Here is a 16468-nt window from a genome sequence, read left to right as displayed (position 1 = left end):
AGGAAATTACATGCTGGCAATTATTGGTGGTTCTGGGTTGTATTCCCTTCAGGGATTAGAGCTTATTCAAGAGCATGATATAGAAACCCCTTTTGGCAACCCTTCTGCACCAGTTGTTGAAGGAAAGCTGCACGGGCAAAGAATTCTATTCCTCTCTCGGCATGGCGCTGGCCATGCTCGCTTGCCCCACGAAGTGAATTATCGAGCGAATATTTTTGCGTTAAAAAAACTTGGTGCATCTCATGTACTTGGGGTTTCTGCGGTGGGTAGTTTGCGCATGGAATTACCGCCGGGCGCTTTAGTGGTACCCAAACAGTATTTTGATCATACCCGCGGGCTGCGTGAACGTTCATTTTTCGGTAATGGTATAGCCGCACACGTGAGCACCGCCGAACCAGTATGCCCAAACCTAGTGAGCGATTTGCAAAATGCAGCAAATAACGCCGGTGTAGCGTTACACACCGGGCAAACTTATGGTTGTGTTGAAGGCCCTAGATTAGGAACTCAGGCGGAAAGCTTCTTTTTACGGAATGCGGCGGGTTGCGATTTAGTGGGCATGACTAATGTTCCAGAAGTGTTTTTAGCCCGAGAAGCACAGTTGGCGTATTGCACACTGTGTTTAGTTACTGATTACGATTGTTGGTTAGAAGACCCTGAGCAACACGTAAGTGTAGAGAAGTTCCTGGAAACTTATGCGGCAACATTACAGCAGGGCTTAAAAGTTATTGAAGCCTTGCTAAAAGCGCCATTGCAAGCTCGCTCTCCGCTAGCAAAAAATGCTTTAGCTATGGCGGTAATGACACCTGATGAAGCGCTCTCGGCTGAACAGCGTGAATGGCTGAGCGTGTTGCGTGGCTGATAACGTTAAGCTTAGCATAGTGATTCCGGTAGCTCCGGATGAAACTCAACATACACAACTGCTTGGTGATATCGAACATTTACAACCAGAGTTTGTAAAACAGTCGGTAAAGCTGAGCGTAAGTGTGGTTTCGGCTGGAAGCCGAGCAAAAAGCCTGAATCAGGGTGCTGAGAATAGCGCCGATGGCTACATTTGGTTTCTGCATGCTGATTCTCGAATTACAGCTGAGAACGTGAAGGCGTTGATGCAGGCACTCAACAAAAATCCATCACCTGCAACTATCTTTTATTTTAACCTCGTGTTTCGCGAGGGTGGTTTAGCACGCTTAAATGCGCTGGGTGCCAATCTTCGTTCAGTATTATTTCGAGCACCCTACGGTGATCAAGGCTTCTGTATGCAACGTAGTTTATGGGAGAAGCTTGGTGGATATCCAGAAAATGTAGAATACGCCGAAGATCTATTGTTGGTGCAAGCAGCGAAAACTAATGGTGTGAAAATATATCGCATCACAAGTACGCTAAGTTCAAGCGCGCGCAAGTATCAGCAGCAGGGCTGGCTGCGATTAACCCTTCGCTATCAATGGATTTATTGGAAATTAACGTTGAAAAATAGGTGGCAGTAACAGTGAAGCCAGATAAAGAGAATACAACCGCCGTAGCCGTTTTCGTGAAAACGCCTGGTGTATCTCCGTTGAAAACACGGTTAGCGGTTGGTATTGGTGCCGTAGCCGCGGCAGAATTTTACCATTTGAGTGTTGCTGCGGTTGAGCAACAGCTTGCGCAAATAAAAAAAAGCTTAGGTATTGAACCATTTTGGGCGATAGCAGAAGAAGCTGAATTAAATAACCCACTTTGGCAGAACCAACAACGCTTGTGGACGGGCCCAGGAGATTTAGGGGAACGACAAAGCCAAGTTTACAATGAACTTCGCCAACAATTTTCGCAAGTTATCTTGATTGGTGCGGATACGCCGCAACTTTGTGAACAGCAATTCTCTTCGGTTTTATCGGCGTTGGTTGATCATGAGTTTACCTTTGGGCCAGCTCACGATGGTGGTTATTACCTATTTGCTGGCCGCAGAGATATTGCCCGTTCGGTTTGGCAAAATGTACCTTGGAGCACGAGCAAAACGCGTTCGGTTTTTCAGGCGAAGTTACCGAACCATTCCGCGGCGTTAAAACCACTAATGGATGTTGATGTGGCCGCTGATTTATTGGTTATGCAAGAAGAACTAGAAAAGGTACCGGAAACCATGCGGGTTCCCGGCCAATTAGCCATGTTTGAATGGCTTAAGCACTACAAGAACCCCCGCCAAGAACACAAAATTTTGCACAGTGTGGATGATTAAGCGGAACGGCGCCTGAAGCCTCGGCAAGGGTTGTGCCGAGATTAAATTGCTGATCGTAGGCAAGTAGGGTGCAGGCCATAACACTGGTAGTGCTATCGCCTTTATGTTTTACAACCATTCGTGAGCTTGCACACATCATTGCATCGGGGTTCACGCCAAGAATGCCCCAACATTCGGTGGTAATTTCTGGTACTGGCGCTTTTTCATCCATTTCTGGGAACAGCACTAAATGATGTTGATCCCAAGCGTTTAAGTTGATTCCAAGTTCTGTGAACAGTTGTTCGTAGCCTTTACGAAGTTCTTTTTCATCATCACCCCAGCGTGTGCGGCCAGCTACATCAATTTGAAACTTGTTTTCGGCAAGCCATTGCATACCCTCAATCATAGGCTGCCAAGAACCGGTTCCACGTTCTTCTTCGTGTAGCGTTTGTGAGTGGTGGTCAATGCTAATTCGCATTGTTATTTTGTTTGGAAAAGCGTTGTTCATTGCCAATAAACGTTGTTGCAGGCGTGGTTTGAAGCGCATTGCGTTGGTGAGCACTAAAACTTCAAATCCTTGCGCTAACGTGGCTTCTAAAATATCCGCCATTTTTGGGTTAAGGAATGGCTCACCACCGGTAAAACCAATCTCTTTAGTAGGTAAATTCGTTTGTTTGATCTCGGTGAGGTAGGGCTCCACATCCGATACGTCTAGATACACCAAACGGTCGTTTTCGGGTGATGATTCGATGTAACAATTTTCGCAGGTTAAATTACAGCGCGTTCCTGTATTGAACCATAGGGTGTGTAAGTTTCTCAATTCAACGCTGGCGCGCCGCTCTCCTTTAGCGGTGAGCTTTGGATCTTTAAATTTCGGACGTTCAGTTACTTCCATAATGCGAAAAACTCCGATTTATTCATTTTCATCTTGCATACTCATCAAGGCCGATTGGCAAATATTGAATGGTGCAATACAGTAATTGGTTCGGTGATTTTAGTATGTCAGGGCAAATCTAATGGAACAAGGTATAACTAACCCTTACAATAGGTTTTCGTTTTGAGATCACTTTTGTAATTATACGAATATCTTTCTAAACCATAAATAGGTGTTACTTGCCGTTATCAACCACTGAGCATACACACGCCGGAATTTATTTCAGCCTTACCCGCAAACGAATGAAAAATATTCGGTTGCGTGTTTTAGCCCCTACGGGTGAGGTTAAAGTTTCTGCGCCACACCGCGCGCGAGTTGAAGATGTTTTGCGTTTTATTGCTGAAAAGCAAGAATGGATTCGGCAACATCAGCAGCGAATAAGTGAACAGGCGCTCTTAATATCAGAACCGGAAAAAGATTTAGAGCCACTGCGAGAGCCTATGCGGCAGCGTATTAGTGAATTATTGTTGCTGTGGGAGCCGCGTATGCAGGTTAAGGCGAGCAGCTTTGGTATTCGAAACATGAAAACCCGCTGGGGCAGCTGTAATATTCGTACAAAAAAAATATGGTTAAGTTTAGCGCTTGCGGCAAAAGAACCAGATCTATTGGAATATGTGTTAGTGCATGAGTTAGTGCATTTGCTCGAAGCAGGCCACAATGCACGCTTTTATAGGTTTATGGATGAATTCATGCCGAACTGGCGCGAAAAACATCAACGATTAAACCCAAATGCGCGTATTCGATTATAGTATTTTTCACCTTCTTTACGCCTCTCACCCCATCTTTTTCGTAAATCTGCATTACACTGATAGTTGGCTATAGCGTTTTTATCCTAAGCTTCAACTGGCAACAAGAGGTAGCTTTGGCTTAATAGTTATGAGGTATTCTATGCGTATATTTATGAAGCAGAATTTAATGCAAGGGCATTTTGGTAAAGTAATTGTTGTCACCATGGCGCTTTTACTCAGTGCGTGTGCTGGGCAACCCGATTATCGCGCGGCCGAGCGCGGTGGTTTTGGTTATTCGGAGCGGCAACTAACGGAAAATCAGTACCGCGTAAACTTTAAAGCCCGTGGCGATGATACAGGCGCAGCAATGGACTATGCCATGCTTCGCGCCAGTGAATTAACTCTTGAGAACGGATATGAGTGGTTTGTAGTTACCAGCCGCGAAACATTTGTAGATCGGGAACGCGTAACCAACAACAATTTTGGATTTGGCTTTGGCTACGGTTTTCGCTCTCGCAGCAGCTATCATTTAGGCATGACATTGGGTGATGGCCGCAAAGAAGTGGCGGTAAACTTAGAAATTCGCATGGGGCGAGGTGAAATCCCTGAAAGTGATCAAGCGTATAACGCCGCTGAATTATTTGAGAACTTGCAGCCACCGGTTGAATAAACTAAAGCACACAGATTTCAATAGGGCTCATCTACTTTTATTAGAATCGCAGAGCACTCTGATATATGCTGAGGTTTCAGCTGTTTAGGAGAGATTCTGTGGCAAGCACCCGAAAGATATTAATTTTCCTCAACCCTTTGGCGAATAAACGCCGAAGGGTTTTACTTAATGTGCTTATTCATGAGCTTGATGCTCGCGGTTTTGCTTATGTTCACTTTGAAACCTTTCCCGATGTGCAAAAAACGATTGATGGGGTGAGTGCGAGTATTGCGGATTGCACCGAGGCAATTGTGCTAGGGGGGGATGGTACGCTGCATCAAGCAGTGAATGCCCTAATTGGATATCGTTTACCTATCGGTTATATACCCTGTGGCACTGGAAATGATTTTGCCCGGGGTTGGTTTGCAGAAAAACAGCATAAAGCAGTTCAGGAATGGGTGCAGCAAGCGCTCGATTCACCCGCAAAAACGATTGATGTAGGCCAAGCAGGATCTCGCTATTTTATTAATGTTGCCGGTGTTGGTTTCGATGGCGAGTTGGTTCAGCGCTTGGGAAACAAGAAATCAATTTGGCCAAAGCTAAGCTATTTATTGGCGGCATTAAGGGCTATTAGTAGCTATCGTGCGAGGTCTTTTTCGTTAGCTGGCAGCAACACAAAAGTAATGGCAATAGCGCAGCGGCCTGGTTTTTTGTTAACGCTGGCGAACAACCAGTTTTTCGGGGCAGGAATGCATATCGCACCCCATGCCAGTTTGAATGATGGCACGCTGGCCTATTGCTTCATTGAAAAATGTGGCTGGTTAACACGCTTTCGAATTTTAAATAAAGTGATGAAGGGAACGCACGCGAATCATGCCAAGGTTCATTGCGGGCAATTGCATGCGGTGCAAATACAAACGCCTGATTTACCAGTGCAAGCTGATGGTGAATATGTAGGCAAAACACCGATGATTATTCGCACTATTCCAGCAGGCATTCAGCTACGCCGCTAGTGCACGCATATCTAGCCAGTGTTAACGCACTTCAAGGTTGCATGCAGCAAGAAATGCTTGCCATTCCTCGGCATGAACACGTGCAAGCTGCCGGCTTTTTACCCCAAAGCTTTCTTCGCCCAATAGTGCAGTTAAATACTCATTCCAATCTGAACTGATCACTTGCGATTGTATGTTTATCGTAGTGCTCGCTACTTGGCGGTATTCATTATCCCAACGGGCAAGTGCCGGCTGTAATCTTTCTATCCAAACAGCGTTTAATACATTCTGCATGTATTCAGCATTTTGCGGCGTGAACGAGCGGCCACTGCTTGTTTCAGAGTTACTCACACAGCTTAATGCGTTAGCTCCAGCGGCCAGTTGTTCATTCAGTGCGTTTAGCCAACCCACCACATGCTGCTGTGTGCGCAACAACTCAGGAATAGATTTTCCTGTTCCCAGAGCTTCCATATGCAGCTGCCATTCGTTTTGATCGAGCGCAATTTTTTCTGGATCAGCGAGAATACCGGCAAATAAGTTAGAGAAATAATCCAACGCTGCTAGCGATTTTTGCAAATTACTCTGCGCATCAACCGCACGAAGGTTGCGGCCGGGTCGAAAGGTATCTCGAATTGCTGGTTCGCTTGTCCAGAAACGGTCTATCCACAGCGGAAGGTTGTTAATCTTTTCTTCTAAACTGAGCGTTAGCGCCTCAGCAAGGTTAGATTCAGCAATATCGGTATTTTGCAGGCAATCAGCCAACGCTGGTATCATTTCGATTTCATATAGAACTCGTGCTTGTACTGATTGAACCCGGCCCAATGAACTGTTGCGTTGAGCGATTAATTGGCCAGCGCGGCATTGATTCAAGCGCATGCTTTCGAACAAACCGATGCTGCCCTCTGGGATTTCTTGCCGCACATCACTTACGCCCGGTTGGCGCGGAACCTGTGGAATTTCTGGTGCCACTGCCGGCTCAGCAATCAAACGCTGAACTCGATTTTGATAATCTTCAAATACCTTATTAACATCGCTGCCAAAACAGCCGCTTAGAAAGGCACTAAGCGTAATGATGCCAATGCTTTTAATGATCCTTTGCGGTAAACTCTGCTTATAACTCATGGTTTTTATCGCTTCGGTAATATGTTTATTTACTAGAATATTAGCACGGGAAACTTATGTTCACGGGTATAGTTCAAACGAAAGCAGTGGTTAACACGATCACTGATCAAGGGCAATTTCGGCGCTTGGAACTTAGGGTTGCGAGTAAGCACCTAAAAAATATTGAAACCGGCGCGAGTATTGCCGTTAACGGATGCTGCCTCACGGTCGTAAGTTTTACGGCAAGCGAGCCAGAAGCATTAGTGTGCTTTGATATCATTGATGAAACATTACGGCTCACTAATTTAGGCGCATTGAAACAGGGTAGTAACGTTAATTTTGAGCGCTCATTAAGCTTCGGTAGTGAATTAGGTGGCCACATTGTTTCTGGGCATATTCATACTACCGCCACTTTAGCGCAACGGGTTGATAGCGAAAATAACTGCCGCATGTTTCTATCGGTTGAACCGAAGTGGCTAGAATACATTCTAGCTAAAGGGTTTGTAGCCATCGATGGTGCCAGCCTTACGGTAGGCGAGGTAGAAGAAAGTGGGTTTTGGCTGCACTTGATTCCGGAAACATTAGCGCTAACTATTCTTGGCGAAGCCCTGGAAGGGCAAAAAATCAATATTGAAGCCGATCAACAAACGATTACCATTGTTGAAACAGTGAAGCGGGTGCTTGCGCAAAAGTTATAATCTGCGATTTGTCTTATAGCAGTTAATAATATTGTTCATCACCCGAACTGATTTGTAAGTGCAGCCGATCATCTGCTGCGTTTCGGTATAAATGCAGATATATAATCTCGCCACAGGCACGGCATTCATCATCAAAACTTTGTTGTTCTTCTGAAAGATCAACATCCAGATGAATGTTATGCCCGCAATGAGGGCATTGCAATTTGGTATCATGAATTTTTTTAGTGTTCATACCAAGCACCTTTTTGTATTGCATAACTTAACTGTTGCATAAGTTAACTATAGCAACAGGCCATGTTTTTGCTGTTAAGGCGTGTTGCCGATATCCTAAACCGCGGTGATTACAGATGTTTTTTATTAAAATAGTAGGCACGCTCCTTGAATAGTTTAATTACCCCTTTATTTCTTGGTCAGCTAGCTGCGTTAACGGCTGCTTTTTGTTGGGCTTTAGCCACATTGATGTATAGCCGCAGCAGCCACCACTTAAGTTCAGCACAGTTAAATCTCGTGAAGGGTGCAATAGCATCGCCGCTGCTGTTTCTAGGCCTATTACTGTTTGCCGATATGCAGCTTTTGCAATGGCACAGCACTCCCTTTCTACTTTTACTGTTGAGTGGTGTTATCGGTATTACTATTGGCGATACTTGTTATTTCTCAGCGCTTCGGCGTTTAGGCCCCGCACATACTATTTTATTTGAGTATTTAGCACCGCCGCTTGCAGCGCTTATTGCTTGGCTTGTGCTTAGTGAACGAATGAGTTGGGTAGAAATTTTTGCTGCAGTTATCGTGATAGTAGGGGTTTTGTTGGTGCTTACGGAGCGGCAACCGGTTGCTGGCATTAAGTTGAGCAGGCCGGGTTTGCTGTTTGCGGTTGCGGCAGCACTTTGCCAAGCTATAGGCTTGGTAATGGCATTCTATGCGTTTCAAAACTTTGAAGTTAATGCACTGCAAGCGGCAATGTTAAGGCTCTCAGCTGGAACTATGGTGTTAACACTAGCCTTATTGATAGTGAAGCCGCGTATGTTGATGCAAACATGGGGTGCTGTGCAGAAAACACGAAAATCAATTCTATTTACCGCGATTATTTTAGGAACATTCATGGCCATTTGGTTGCAGCAAATAGCTATCGCCTACGTAACACCGGGCATTGCCCAAACCTTGTTATCTACGGCGCCATTGTTCATGCTTGGATTAAATCTCTTTCGTGGTCGCACCGTGAGTTTCCGAGCGTTGTTAGGAACCTTTGTTGCCATGATAGGAATAGGGCTGTTGTTTCTTCGCTAGTAAAACGGCTAATAAGATAAATCCAAAGCCATCACGGCAAAAGCGCGTTGAAAGCGTTGCGGGCTAGCAACGATTTAGCTATAGTTGCTCGTCTATTTTTTGTAGTATTTTATATATCTCGGTTATTCAAAATCGAATTCACTCATACAAGTGGCACTTGGTAGGTGTCACCACTGTAGAAAGGAAGAATCATGCCTGTAATTACTCTCCCCGATGGAAGCAAACGCGAGTTTGATCATCCAGTTTCTGTATTAGATGTGGCAAACGATATTGGCCCCGGTTTAGCTAAGGCTACGGTTGCTGGCCGCATTAATGGCGAACTTGTTGATGCTTGCGAGCTGATGGAAAATGATTCCACGCTGGAAATTATCACCCCAAAAAATGATGATGGTGTTGAGATTATCCGCCATTCCTGTGCGCATTTATTGGGCCATGCGATTAAACAATTGTGGCCAAATACGAAAATGGCTATCGGGCCAACGATTGATAATGGTTTCTACTACGATGTAGATATCGATAAGCCGTTACTTCAAGAGGATTTGGATGCGCTCGAGAAGCGTATGCAAGAATTACAGAAAACTGGCTACGATGTTGTTAAAAAACGCGTAAGTTGGGAAGAAGCGCGTGAAACCTTTGTACAACGTGGTGAAAGTTATAAAGTTGAAATTCTTGATGAAAATGTAGCTCGTGATGACCGCCCAGGCCTTTATCATCATGATGAATATATTGATATGTGCCGTGGCCCACACGTTCCCAACATGCGGTTTTGCCAGCACTTTAAAATTATGAAAGTAGCTGGTGCATACTGGCGTGGTAATTCCGATAATAAAATGCTGCAACGCATTTATGGTACTGCTTGGGCAGATAAGAAAGAATTAAAAGCATACCTACAGCGCCTCGAAGAAGCAGAAAAGCGCGATCACCGTAAAATTGGTAAAACTCAAGATTTGTTCCATTGGCAAGAAGAAGCGCCAGGAATGGTGTTCTGGCATCACAACGGCTGGACCATTTTCCAAGAGTTAGAAAAGTATATTCGTGAAAAACTCAATGAATACACCTATCAAGAAGTAAAGGGCCCGTTGATGATGGATCGGGTGTTGTGGGAGCGTTCTGGCCACTGGGAGAAATTCTCAGAGCTGATGTTTACCACTTCATCAGAGAACCGCGAGTATGCGGTTAAGCCAATGAATTGCCCGGGGCACGTACAGATATTCAATCAAGGCTTGAAATCCTACCGTGATTTACCGTTGCGCATGGCCGAGTTTGGGTGTTGTCATCGTAACGAGCCAAGCGGTGCTTTGCATGGCTTAATGCGCGTTCGAGGTTTTACTCAAGATGATGCCCATATTTTCTGTACTCACGAACAAGTGCAGGAAGAAGTGGCAGGTTGTATCCGCATGGTTTATGAAACTTATAAAACTTTCGGCTTCGATGAGATTGTAGTGAAGCTTTCTACACGCCCAGAAAAGCGGTTAGGCGACGATGCAACATGGGATCGTTCAGAGGCTGCTTTAGCAGAGGCGCTGAAGAGCCATGGTATCGAATTTGAGTATTTACCGGGCGAAGGTGCCTTCTATGGGCCGAAAATTGAATTTACTTTACACGATTGCTTAGGAAGAGCGTGGCAATGTGGTACAATACAGCTTGATTTTGCGTTACCTGATCGTTTAGGTGCTACTTATGTGGGTGAAGATAACGAACGCCACGTACCAGTAATGATTCACCGAGCGATTTTGGGTTCGTTAGAACGTTTCATGGGTATTTTGATCGAAGAGTATGCTGGTTTCTTCCCGCTTTGGCTCTCACCAATGCAGGTTGTGGTAATGAATATTACTGATAATCAGGCAGAATATGCCCAGAATTTAGTAGCAGAATTGAAAAAACAGGGTTTTAGAGCAAAAGCCGACTTGAGAAATGAGAAAATAGGCTTTAAAATCCGCGAGCATACGCTTAAGCGCGTGCCGTATTTATTGGTGGTTGGTGATCGCGAAGTCGAAGATGGACAAGTAGCGGTACGAACCCGGCGGGGTGAAGATTTAGGCAAACTAGCAGTAGCCGACTTCATGTCTCGCATACGCGGTGAAGTTAATTCGCGCGTAATTTCTTAAAATTGTTTGGAGGAAGACACAATTAAAGGCGGAAAAAAAGGCCAAAAGGTCGATAAAACTCGGATTAATGAAACTATCACAGCCCCTGAAGTACGTTTACAAGACGGCGAAGGTGAACAGCGCGGGATAGTTAGTTTAAGCGAAGCTCTTGAAGTTGCTGCAGAAGCGGGAATGGATTTGGTGGAAATCAGTCCTAACGCTGAGCCGCCTGTGTGTCGTGTGATGGATTACGGAAAATTCCTCTACGAAAAAAGTAAGCAGCAGAAAGAGCAAAAGAAAAAGCAAAAACAGATTCAGGTTAAGGAAGTTAAGTTCCGGCCTGGAACTGATGAAGGCGATTACCAGGTAAAACTACGCAACCTGCGTCGCTTTCTTGAGGGTGGTGACAAAGCAAAAGTTACTATTCGTTTCCGTGGCCGAGAAATGGCGCATCAAGAGATTGGAATTGAATTGCTAGAGCGTATTAAAAACGATCTAGAAGAAGTTTCAAGCCTTGAATCGTTCCCTCGTAGGGCTGAAGGGCGCCAAATGATTATGGTTCTGGCCCCAACAACTAGCAAGTAGCACTGGTACACAAGAAGGTAATCATTCCGATTGCCTCACCATGTTATCTTGAATGGCAACCAATGCGGAGTTTATGCAATGCCTAAAATGAAAAGTGTAAAAAGCGCCTCGAAGCGTTTTAAGAAAACTGCTTCTGGCGGTTACAAGTGCAAGCAGTCTCACTTGCGTCACATTTTGACCAAGAAGAGCTCAAAGCGGAAGCGTCACCTGCGTGCAAAGAGCATGGTTCATAAGAGCGATGTTGCTTTAGTAGATCGCATGTTACCGTTCGCATAAGAGGAGACTGACCCATGGCACGAGTAAAACGTGGTGTAATGGCGCGCGCGCGTCACAAGAAGATAATGAAGCAAGCCAAAGGTTACTATGGTGCACGTAGTCGCGTATTCCGCGTTGCGAAGCAAGCAGTAACTAAAGCCGGTCAATACGCATACCGCGACCGTCGCAACAAGAAACGTACTTTCCGTCAATTATGGATTGTTCGTATCAATGCTGCTGCACGTCAAGGTGGCCTTTCTTACAGCCGTTTCATCAATGGTTTGAAGAAAGCATCAGTAGAGATCGACCGTAAGATTTTGGCTGATATCGCTGTTCACGATCAAGCAGGTTTCTCTGCATTGGTAGCGAAAGCGAAAGAAGGACTTTCTGCGTAAGCAGGCGTTCTTTAGCTAGCAAAGAAGGGAGCCAATTGGCTCCCTTTTTGTTGCCTGTATTTTATAGCCCTGATACGCCGACCTGATTATATCGGGGATCTCCCCTATACCCGTAAAGCCCAGCAACTGTCAGTCTTAGTTCCGTAACGTTTAATTAACATATTCTGTATTGAAATTTGCGGAGAAAATTATTATGAAAAAAACTGCTATTTCGTTAGCGATCGGCACGGTTATTGGGTTTTCCATGTCATCGCCAACCCACGCGAGTGTTCTTGGCGAAGCGCTTCAATCTACCCTAAATACACTTGAAGCTACCGATAAGGTTATGGTTGTTGTTAGTTATGAACAGTTAGAACCAGTATCGGAAACTCAGCTTGGACAACTGCTAGATTTGGGTATCAGCGAGGGCGTTCAGTTCCGCTCACTACCAATTATTGGTGTGCTTGCCAGCCCCGAACAAATTCGTTCCATTAGTGCGCAACCGGAAGTGCGATCGGTTTGGTTGAATCGGCCACTTGAGTATTTTAACAACGATTCCCGCAAGATTACTGGTGTGAATCAAGTACAGGGTCAAGATTTCATTGATCGGAACGGTATAGAATTTACTGGTAGTGGCGTTACTGTTTTAGTTCACGATAGTGGCATCGATGCGAGTCATCAAGACCATTTCTTCGGTGATACGGTTGTAGAAAACGTGCAGGGATTAACCCATGCCCAAGCTTTGCGCATTTTAGGTACTAACGGTGCGTGGTTAGAAGGGCAAATAAATACTGATACTAACTCCGGACACGGAACTCACGTTGCTGGAACAATTGCCGGTAACGGGGTTATGTCGAACGGTAAATATGCAGGGGTGGCACCAAATGCCGATCTTGTGGGCTACGGCTCTGGTGGTGGTATTGCTATACTAGATGCACTTGGTGGCTTCGATTATGCGATTAGTAATGTGTACTCGTTTAATAGCCCGATTCGGATTATAAGTAACTCCTGGGGTAGCTCGGGTAAGTTTGATCCGAATGGACCCATCACATTAGCAACCTATAAAGCGTTTCAATTGGGTATTTTGTCTGTATTTGCTGCTGGTAACTCAGGGCCGGGTGAGGATACGCATAACCCATATGCGCAGATTCCATGGGGCGTTTCAGTTGGTGCGGCAACGAAAAATGGCGATTTAGCGGGCTTTTCATCGCGCGGTTTAAAAGGCGAAAGTGGTGATTTCTCAATGCCAGACGGTTCCCAATGGACCTACACCAATGATGTTACGATCGTAGCACCGGGGGTTGATACTATCTCAACTCGTGCGGCAACGAACCTTACTGCGAATGGCGGTGCGAATGATGTTGGTGTAATCGAAGAAGAATATTTGCCGTTTTATACAATGATTTCTGGCACATCGATGGCAACACCACATGTTTCTGGTGTGTTGGCACTGATGATGGAAGCAAACCCAAATTGGCAGCCACTTGAGTATGTTGAGCTGTTAAAAGAAACAGCAACTAATATGCCTGGGCGTGAAACCTGGGAAGTGGGAGCAGGCTTTATTAATGCCCGCGCTGCGGTAGCTGCCGCATTAGGTGCAAATTTAGAGTTCAGCCAGAATGTGAATAGCTTACGCGATTTCAATGCAAATGCACTAACCTTCACTAGTGATCATGTTGAACCATTCGAAGTGCTATATAGCCCGCTCGGTGAACTTGATAGATTCACTTTCGAGGTTGATGCGGATACCGCATGGGTGAAGGCGAGCGCAAGTTCATTAGCGAACACGATAAAACTGGTATTAGTTGCACCAGACGGTACTGAATACTCAGGCAACCTAACCCTGCCAGCGCTGGAAACTGCAATGCGTGTATCAGCTCCTGGTCAAGTAGGAACATGGTCGCTTTATGCGTATGGTTTAACATCGTTATCTGGTGTTGAAGCAGATCCTTTAGGTATTACTAATGGTCCAGGCGTTCCAGAGGTTATTTCCGGGAATATTGAGTTTGTAGAATCGGCAGGATACGAAGGAACCGATGATATTGAAGGGCACCCATTCCAGGGCGCAATTGAGTACGCGATTAGCCGTCGTTTAATGGATGGTTTGCATAACCGTCGATTCCGTCCAAATGCTAACCTTCAGCGTCAACACCTTGCTGAATACTTAGTTATGGGCGCTGCGGTTCGCCAATATCGCGAATTGTTGAATGAACCAGAGCCGAATATTACTCAATTACCAAAGGGTAAAGAAAGTTTTGTTTTAGCAGCAAGCCAACAGGGCGGTGCGTTACGCGATAACGATTATTCTCAGAACGGGGTGATGCGCGTGGTTGCTGGCGAATTCTCACCTCGAGATGCGGTTAGTAAACTTGATCTTGCGTATAGCTTTGTACAAGTACTCGGTTTAGAAGCTGCAGCATTGGCGTTCGATCCAGAACAACCGATTACAGTGACGTATCAAGGCAAAACGATCGAAGTTGCTGACCAAGATGAAATTCCGCGGGAATTACGTGGCCATGTGCAATTGGCCTTGAACCTATCCGTGACCAATGTGCACTTTACGGTTACACAAGGCTTGTTTGACTTAGAGCCAACAATTACGGCAACCTTTAACCCTAGCCGAGATATCACACGAGTTGAATACGCAGTGTGGGCTAGCCGTCTATTTGATGGGTACTTTCAGTAAATAGTTAATAAAAACAATCAAATCGGGGCATATGGATGTGTCCCGATTGATATTAGTGTAAACAAAAGTTACATTTATGTTAATTCATTTGTAACAAAATGTTTCTAACTAGGAGTTGAATGATGGCTATTTTAGCAAAACGAGATACACAGAATCGGTCACGTTTATTATATTGCTTGAGCGGTTTCCTAATCTTTATTGCGAGTTTCTTTATCGCAACTTCAGCTCAAGCTTCCACAGAAGCTAATGTGGTTTATACAAACGATGGGTTTACCGCCCAGGTGCAAGTTACCAGTTTAATTGAGCTAGAAGTGTCGGTAAAATTTGAAAACGCAGTGGGAGTGGCTGCAGAAAACTTTGAGCTTGATTTTCAGATAGTTTCTCCACTGAACACGAATCTTCTTAACCGACTCCCAGGAACGTTAGTGTCTTTACCTGCTGATTTCCCAGTGCTCATTTCCATTAAACCAATTGCAGATCGTGGTTTTAGCTTCGAAGGCGTTGCAGAAATTGAAATTTATACCAAGAATTTACATTACGTAGCAGGATCACCATTACGTTTGTTCCATAGCTCAGATGGTGGAGAATTTAAAGATATTACGGTTACTACAGGTGCTGGAAGTTATCGAGCTCGTGGGCAGATGGGTACGTTCTCAGATTTCCTTATTGCGGCCGATTTGCGAACGCCGGTAAGCGTGGTTGCAGGCAAAGTTACTGCGTTTTCTGATTACCTTCAGGCACAATCTAGTGTTATCGAATCGCCAACCTATAACTTGCTTTCTGCAGCATTATCAATCTTGCAACAGCAAGTGAGTGCTGGTAGTTACGGTTCTGCTCAAAACACTGTGAATGAAATTATCACAATCTTAGAAACAGCAGATGGTGCTGTGATGCCTTCGATTTGGCGGTCGTCTAAAGATTTGCAGAACGTTTCGGGTACATTGCTTGCTCAAGCTAGAACTATCCGTTATAGCCTGCGGATTTTGTAAATAGAGGTAACAAGTGCCATTACGTTTACAAATGAACTTAGTTGATCAACCAAGCCAGATTTCCCTCCTTTTAGAGGGGAGGCATTATGTAATTGGTAGAGGTTCAAAGGCAGATATTCGTATAAACGATCCAGCGATATCAAGAGCTCACGCCCAAATTCAATTCCGCGAGGGCAGTTGGCAAATTCAAGATTTAAATAGCCGGAGTGGCTGTTATTTTGCGCACGAAAGAATTGAATATCTTAGTTTGCCATACGAGCCTCTTCGATTCAGAATGGGGCATGTTAACTGTCTTGCTGAACAGCTACCATACCGAGATGCCGTAGCGGCAGATAGTGAGGCAGGGTGGCAGTTTAAACAAATAAAAAATAGCACGCTACGACTCGCTCAAACCATGAACTTGGAAACGTTTGCGAATTTTGCCACGGAAACATTACAGAACCTTTTTCCTCGAGAACGAGCAGCTCTATTGCTTTTAAATGAAGCCGGTGTAGTTATTCAATCTTGCGGTAATCCCTCTTGGTGTTCTGCTGCTGATTTTTCAGGCAGCCGCAGCGCTATTCGTAGAGCAGTAACCGAAAACCAACCTGTTGTATTAGCAAATATTAATGATGATCCACTACTTCGCAATGCACACAGTATTGTTGAACAAGAATTATCGTCATTAATTTGTGTGCCAGTTAATTTTAACGGCCGTACATATGCAGTGTTATATGCAGACAGCACTGAAACGTCTCGAGCTTTTACCGATATAGATTTACGTGTTGTTACATCATATGCCCGACAATTGGGCATTGTTTTTGGCTTGCGAGAGATAGACCAAGAACTTGCTAATTCTGAATTACCTCTATAGTGTAAAGAAGCGTATAGAATACTGTTTTTAGTTATCTATTACTTCGCCCACTCTGTTCGTATAATCAT

The 16468-nt window shown here is 44.8% G+C and carries 18 protein-coding genes; 15 read left to right on the top strand and 3 right to left on the bottom strand.

Going from position 1 to position 16468, the window contains the following annotated elements; genetic code table 11:
- The first annotated feature begins 10 nt into the window (after positions 1–10).
- From A28LD_RS07240 to A28LD_RS07230, 3 genes are read left to right on the top strand one after another with little or no spacing between them, the layout of a single operon-like run.
- Complete coding sequence (locus tag A28LD_RS07240) at positions 11–859, top strand: MTAP family purine nucleoside phosphorylase (RefSeq protein ID WP_007420425.1); 849 nt, start codon at positions 11–13, stop codon at positions 857–859.
- Positions 852–1481 carry a hypothetical protein gene (locus A28LD_RS07235; protein ID WP_007420424.1) on the top strand — a complete coding sequence of 210 codons (630 nt, stop codon included), beginning with the start codon at positions 852–854 and terminating at the stop codon, positions 1479–1481. Before A28LD_RS07240 ends, A28LD_RS07235 begins: the two co-directional genes overlap by 8 nt.
- Entirely contained in the window at positions 1472–2206 is a 735-nt protein-coding gene (locus tag A28LD_RS07230) for a TIGR04282 family arsenosugar biosynthesis glycosyltransferase (RefSeq protein WP_083824794.1), read from the top strand. Before A28LD_RS07235 ends, A28LD_RS07230 begins: the two co-directional genes overlap by 10 nt.
- Here A28LD_RS07230 and A28LD_RS07225 read toward each other — a convergent pair.
- Positions 2148–3080 carry a radical SAM protein gene (locus A28LD_RS07225; protein ID WP_007420422.1) on the bottom strand — a complete coding sequence of 311 codons (933 nt, stop codon included), beginning with the start codon at positions 3078–3080 and terminating at the stop codon, positions 2148–2150. The two genes, A28LD_RS07230 and A28LD_RS07225, sit on opposite strands and share 59 nt — an antisense overlap.
- Positions 3081–3298: 218 nt before the next feature.
- On the opposite strand from A28LD_RS07225, the gene A28LD_RS07220 reads away from it, so the two are divergent.
- The 3 genes from A28LD_RS07220 (at position 3299) to A28LD_RS07210 (ending at position 5509) form a co-directional block, all read left to right on the top strand.
- On the top strand, positions 3299–3868 hold the full coding sequence (locus A28LD_RS07220; RefSeq protein ID WP_007420421.1) for a M48 family metallopeptidase: 570 nt from the start codon (positions 3299–3301) through the stop codon (positions 3866–3868).
- A gap of 139 nt (positions 3869–4007) precedes the next feature.
- Complete coding sequence (locus tag A28LD_RS07215) at positions 4008–4517, top strand: CC0125/CC1285 family lipoprotein (protein ID WP_007420420.1); 510 nt, start codon at positions 4008–4010, stop codon at positions 4515–4517.
- A 98-nt stretch (positions 4518–4615) separates the two neighbouring features.
- A complete protein-coding gene (locus tag A28LD_RS07210; RefSeq protein ID WP_007420419.1) occupies positions 4616–5509 on the top strand; it encodes a diacylglycerol/lipid kinase family protein in 894 nt (297 codons plus the stop codon).
- 21 nt (positions 5510–5530) lie between these two features.
- Here A28LD_RS07210 and A28LD_RS07205 read toward each other — a convergent pair whose 3' ends face one another.
- Positions 5531–6610, bottom strand: a complete 1080-nt coding sequence (locus A28LD_RS07205) for a DUF3080 family protein (RefSeq protein ID WP_007420418.1) — start codon at positions 6608–6610, stop codon at positions 5531–5533.
- Between the two features lie 56 nt (positions 6611–6666).
- Between A28LD_RS07205 and A28LD_RS07200 the strand changes: the two genes are divergently transcribed.
- Complete coding sequence (locus A28LD_RS07200; protein ID WP_007420417.1) at positions 6667–7287, top strand: riboflavin synthase; 621 nt, start codon at positions 6667–6669, stop codon at positions 7285–7287.
- A gap of 22 nt (positions 7288–7309) precedes the next feature.
- Here the strand turns inward: A28LD_RS07200 and A28LD_RS07195 are convergent, their stop codons facing one another.
- Positions 7310–7519 (bottom strand): CPXCG motif-containing cysteine-rich protein, encoded by a 210-nt coding sequence (locus tag A28LD_RS07195; protein WP_007420416.1) that lies wholly within the window; start codon positions 7517–7519, stop codon positions 7310–7312.
- A 146-nt stretch (positions 7520–7665) separates the two neighbouring features.
- On the opposite strand from A28LD_RS07195, the gene A28LD_RS07190 reads away from it, so the two are divergent.
- The 8 genes from A28LD_RS07190 to A28LD_RS07155 all read left to right on the top strand — a co-directional run bounded on the left by A28LD_RS07190 (position 7666) and on the right by A28LD_RS07155 (position 16400).
- Positions 7666–8571: a DMT family transporter gene (locus tag A28LD_RS07190; RefSeq protein WP_007420415.1), complete on the top strand. Its 906-nt coding sequence runs from the start codon at positions 7666–7668 to the stop codon at positions 8569–8571.
- Positions 8572–8762: 191 nt separating this feature from the next.
- Positions 8763–10679 carry a threonine--tRNA ligase gene (gene thrS / locus A28LD_RS07185; protein WP_007420414.1) on the top strand — a complete coding sequence of 639 codons (1917 nt, stop codon included), beginning with the start codon at positions 8763–8765 and terminating at the stop codon, positions 10677–10679.
- Positions 10680–10685: 6 nt separating this feature from the next.
- Positions 10686–11243: a translation initiation factor IF-3 gene (gene infC, locus A28LD_RS07180; protein WP_083824792.1), complete on the top strand. Its 558-nt coding sequence runs from the start codon at positions 10686–10688 to the stop codon at positions 11241–11243.
- Positions 11244–11321: 78 nt separating this feature from the next.
- The gene (rpmI, locus tag A28LD_RS07175; RefSeq protein ID WP_040487138.1) at positions 11322–11519 is read left to right on the top strand and encodes a 50S ribosomal protein L35; all 198 of its coding nucleotides are present in this window, start codon (positions 11322–11324) and stop codon (positions 11517–11519) included.
- A gap of 14 nt (positions 11520–11533) precedes the next feature.
- Positions 11534–11893, top strand: a complete 360-nt coding sequence (rplT, locus tag A28LD_RS07170; RefSeq protein WP_007420413.1) for a 50S ribosomal protein L20 — start codon at positions 11534–11536, stop codon at positions 11891–11893.
- A gap of 193 nt (positions 11894–12086) precedes the next feature.
- Positions 12087–14558 carry a S8 family peptidase gene (locus A28LD_RS07165; RefSeq protein ID WP_007420412.1) on the top strand — a complete coding sequence of 824 codons (2472 nt, stop codon included), beginning with the start codon at positions 12087–12089 and terminating at the stop codon, positions 14556–14558.
- 119 nt (positions 14559–14677) lie between these two features.
- Positions 14678–15547, top strand: coding sequence for a DUF6689 family protein (locus A28LD_RS07160; RefSeq protein ID WP_139043547.1), 870 nt, complete (start codon positions 14678–14680; stop codon positions 15545–15547).
- A 13-nt stretch (positions 15548–15560) separates the two neighbouring features.
- The gene (locus tag A28LD_RS07155) at positions 15561–16400 is read left to right on the top strand and encodes an FHA domain-containing protein (RefSeq protein WP_007420410.1); all 840 of its coding nucleotides are present in this window, start codon (positions 15561–15563) and stop codon (positions 16398–16400) included.
- The last annotated feature ends 68 nt before the right edge of the window (positions 16401–16468 follow it).

Origin of the sequence: Idiomarina sp. A28L, assembly GCF_000218785.1 — a bacterium.
In the GTDB taxonomy this organism is placed as follows: domain Bacteria; phylum Pseudomonadota; class Gammaproteobacteria; order Enterobacterales; family Alteromonadaceae; genus Aliidiomarina.
This window is presented reverse-complemented; position numbering and strand designations above follow the sequence as displayed.

What these genes read in the sequence shown, in the direction of transcription:
- A28LD_RS07240 (WP_007420425.1), top strand. Translation starts at nt 11, where the DNA reads ATGCTGGCAATTATTGGTGGTTCTGGGTTGTATTCCCTTCAGGGATTA.
- A28LD_RS07225 (WP_007420422.1), bottom strand. Translation starts at nt 3,080, where the DNA reads ATGGAAGTAACTGAACGTCCGAAATTTAAAGATCCAAAGCTCACCGCT.
- A28LD_RS07215 (WP_007420420.1), top strand. Translation starts at nt 4,008, where the DNA reads ATGCGTATATTTATGAAGCAGAATTTAATGCAAGGGCATTTTGGTAAA.
- A28LD_RS07205 (WP_007420418.1), bottom strand. Translation starts at nt 6,610, where the DNA reads ATGAGTTATAAGCAGAGTTTACCGCAAAGGATCATTAAAAGCATTGGC.
- A28LD_RS07200 (WP_007420417.1), top strand. Translation starts at nt 6,667, where the DNA reads ATGTTCACGGGTATAGTTCAAACGAAAGCAGTGGTTAACACGATCACT.
- A28LD_RS07195 (WP_007420416.1), bottom strand. Translation starts at nt 7,519, where the DNA reads ATGAACACTAAAAAAATTCATGATACCAAATTGCAATGCCCTCATTGC.
- thrS (WP_007420414.1), top strand. Translation starts at nt 8,763, where the DNA reads ATGCCTGTAATTACTCTCCCCGATGGAAGCAAACGCGAGTTTGATCAT.
- rpmI (WP_040487138.1), top strand. Translation starts at nt 11,322, where the DNA reads ATGCCTAAAATGAAAAGTGTAAAAAGCGCCTCGAAGCGTTTTAAGAAA.
- rplT (WP_007420413.1), top strand. Translation starts at nt 11,534, where the DNA reads ATGGCACGAGTAAAACGTGGTGTAATGGCGCGCGCGCGTCACAAGAAG.
- A28LD_RS07165 (WP_007420412.1), top strand. Translation starts at nt 12,087, where the DNA reads ATGAAAAAAACTGCTATTTCGTTAGCGATCGGCACGGTTATTGGGTTT.
- A28LD_RS07160 (WP_139043547.1), top strand. Translation starts at nt 14,678, where the DNA reads ATGATGGCTATTTTAGCAAAACGAGATACACAGAATCGGTCACGTTTA.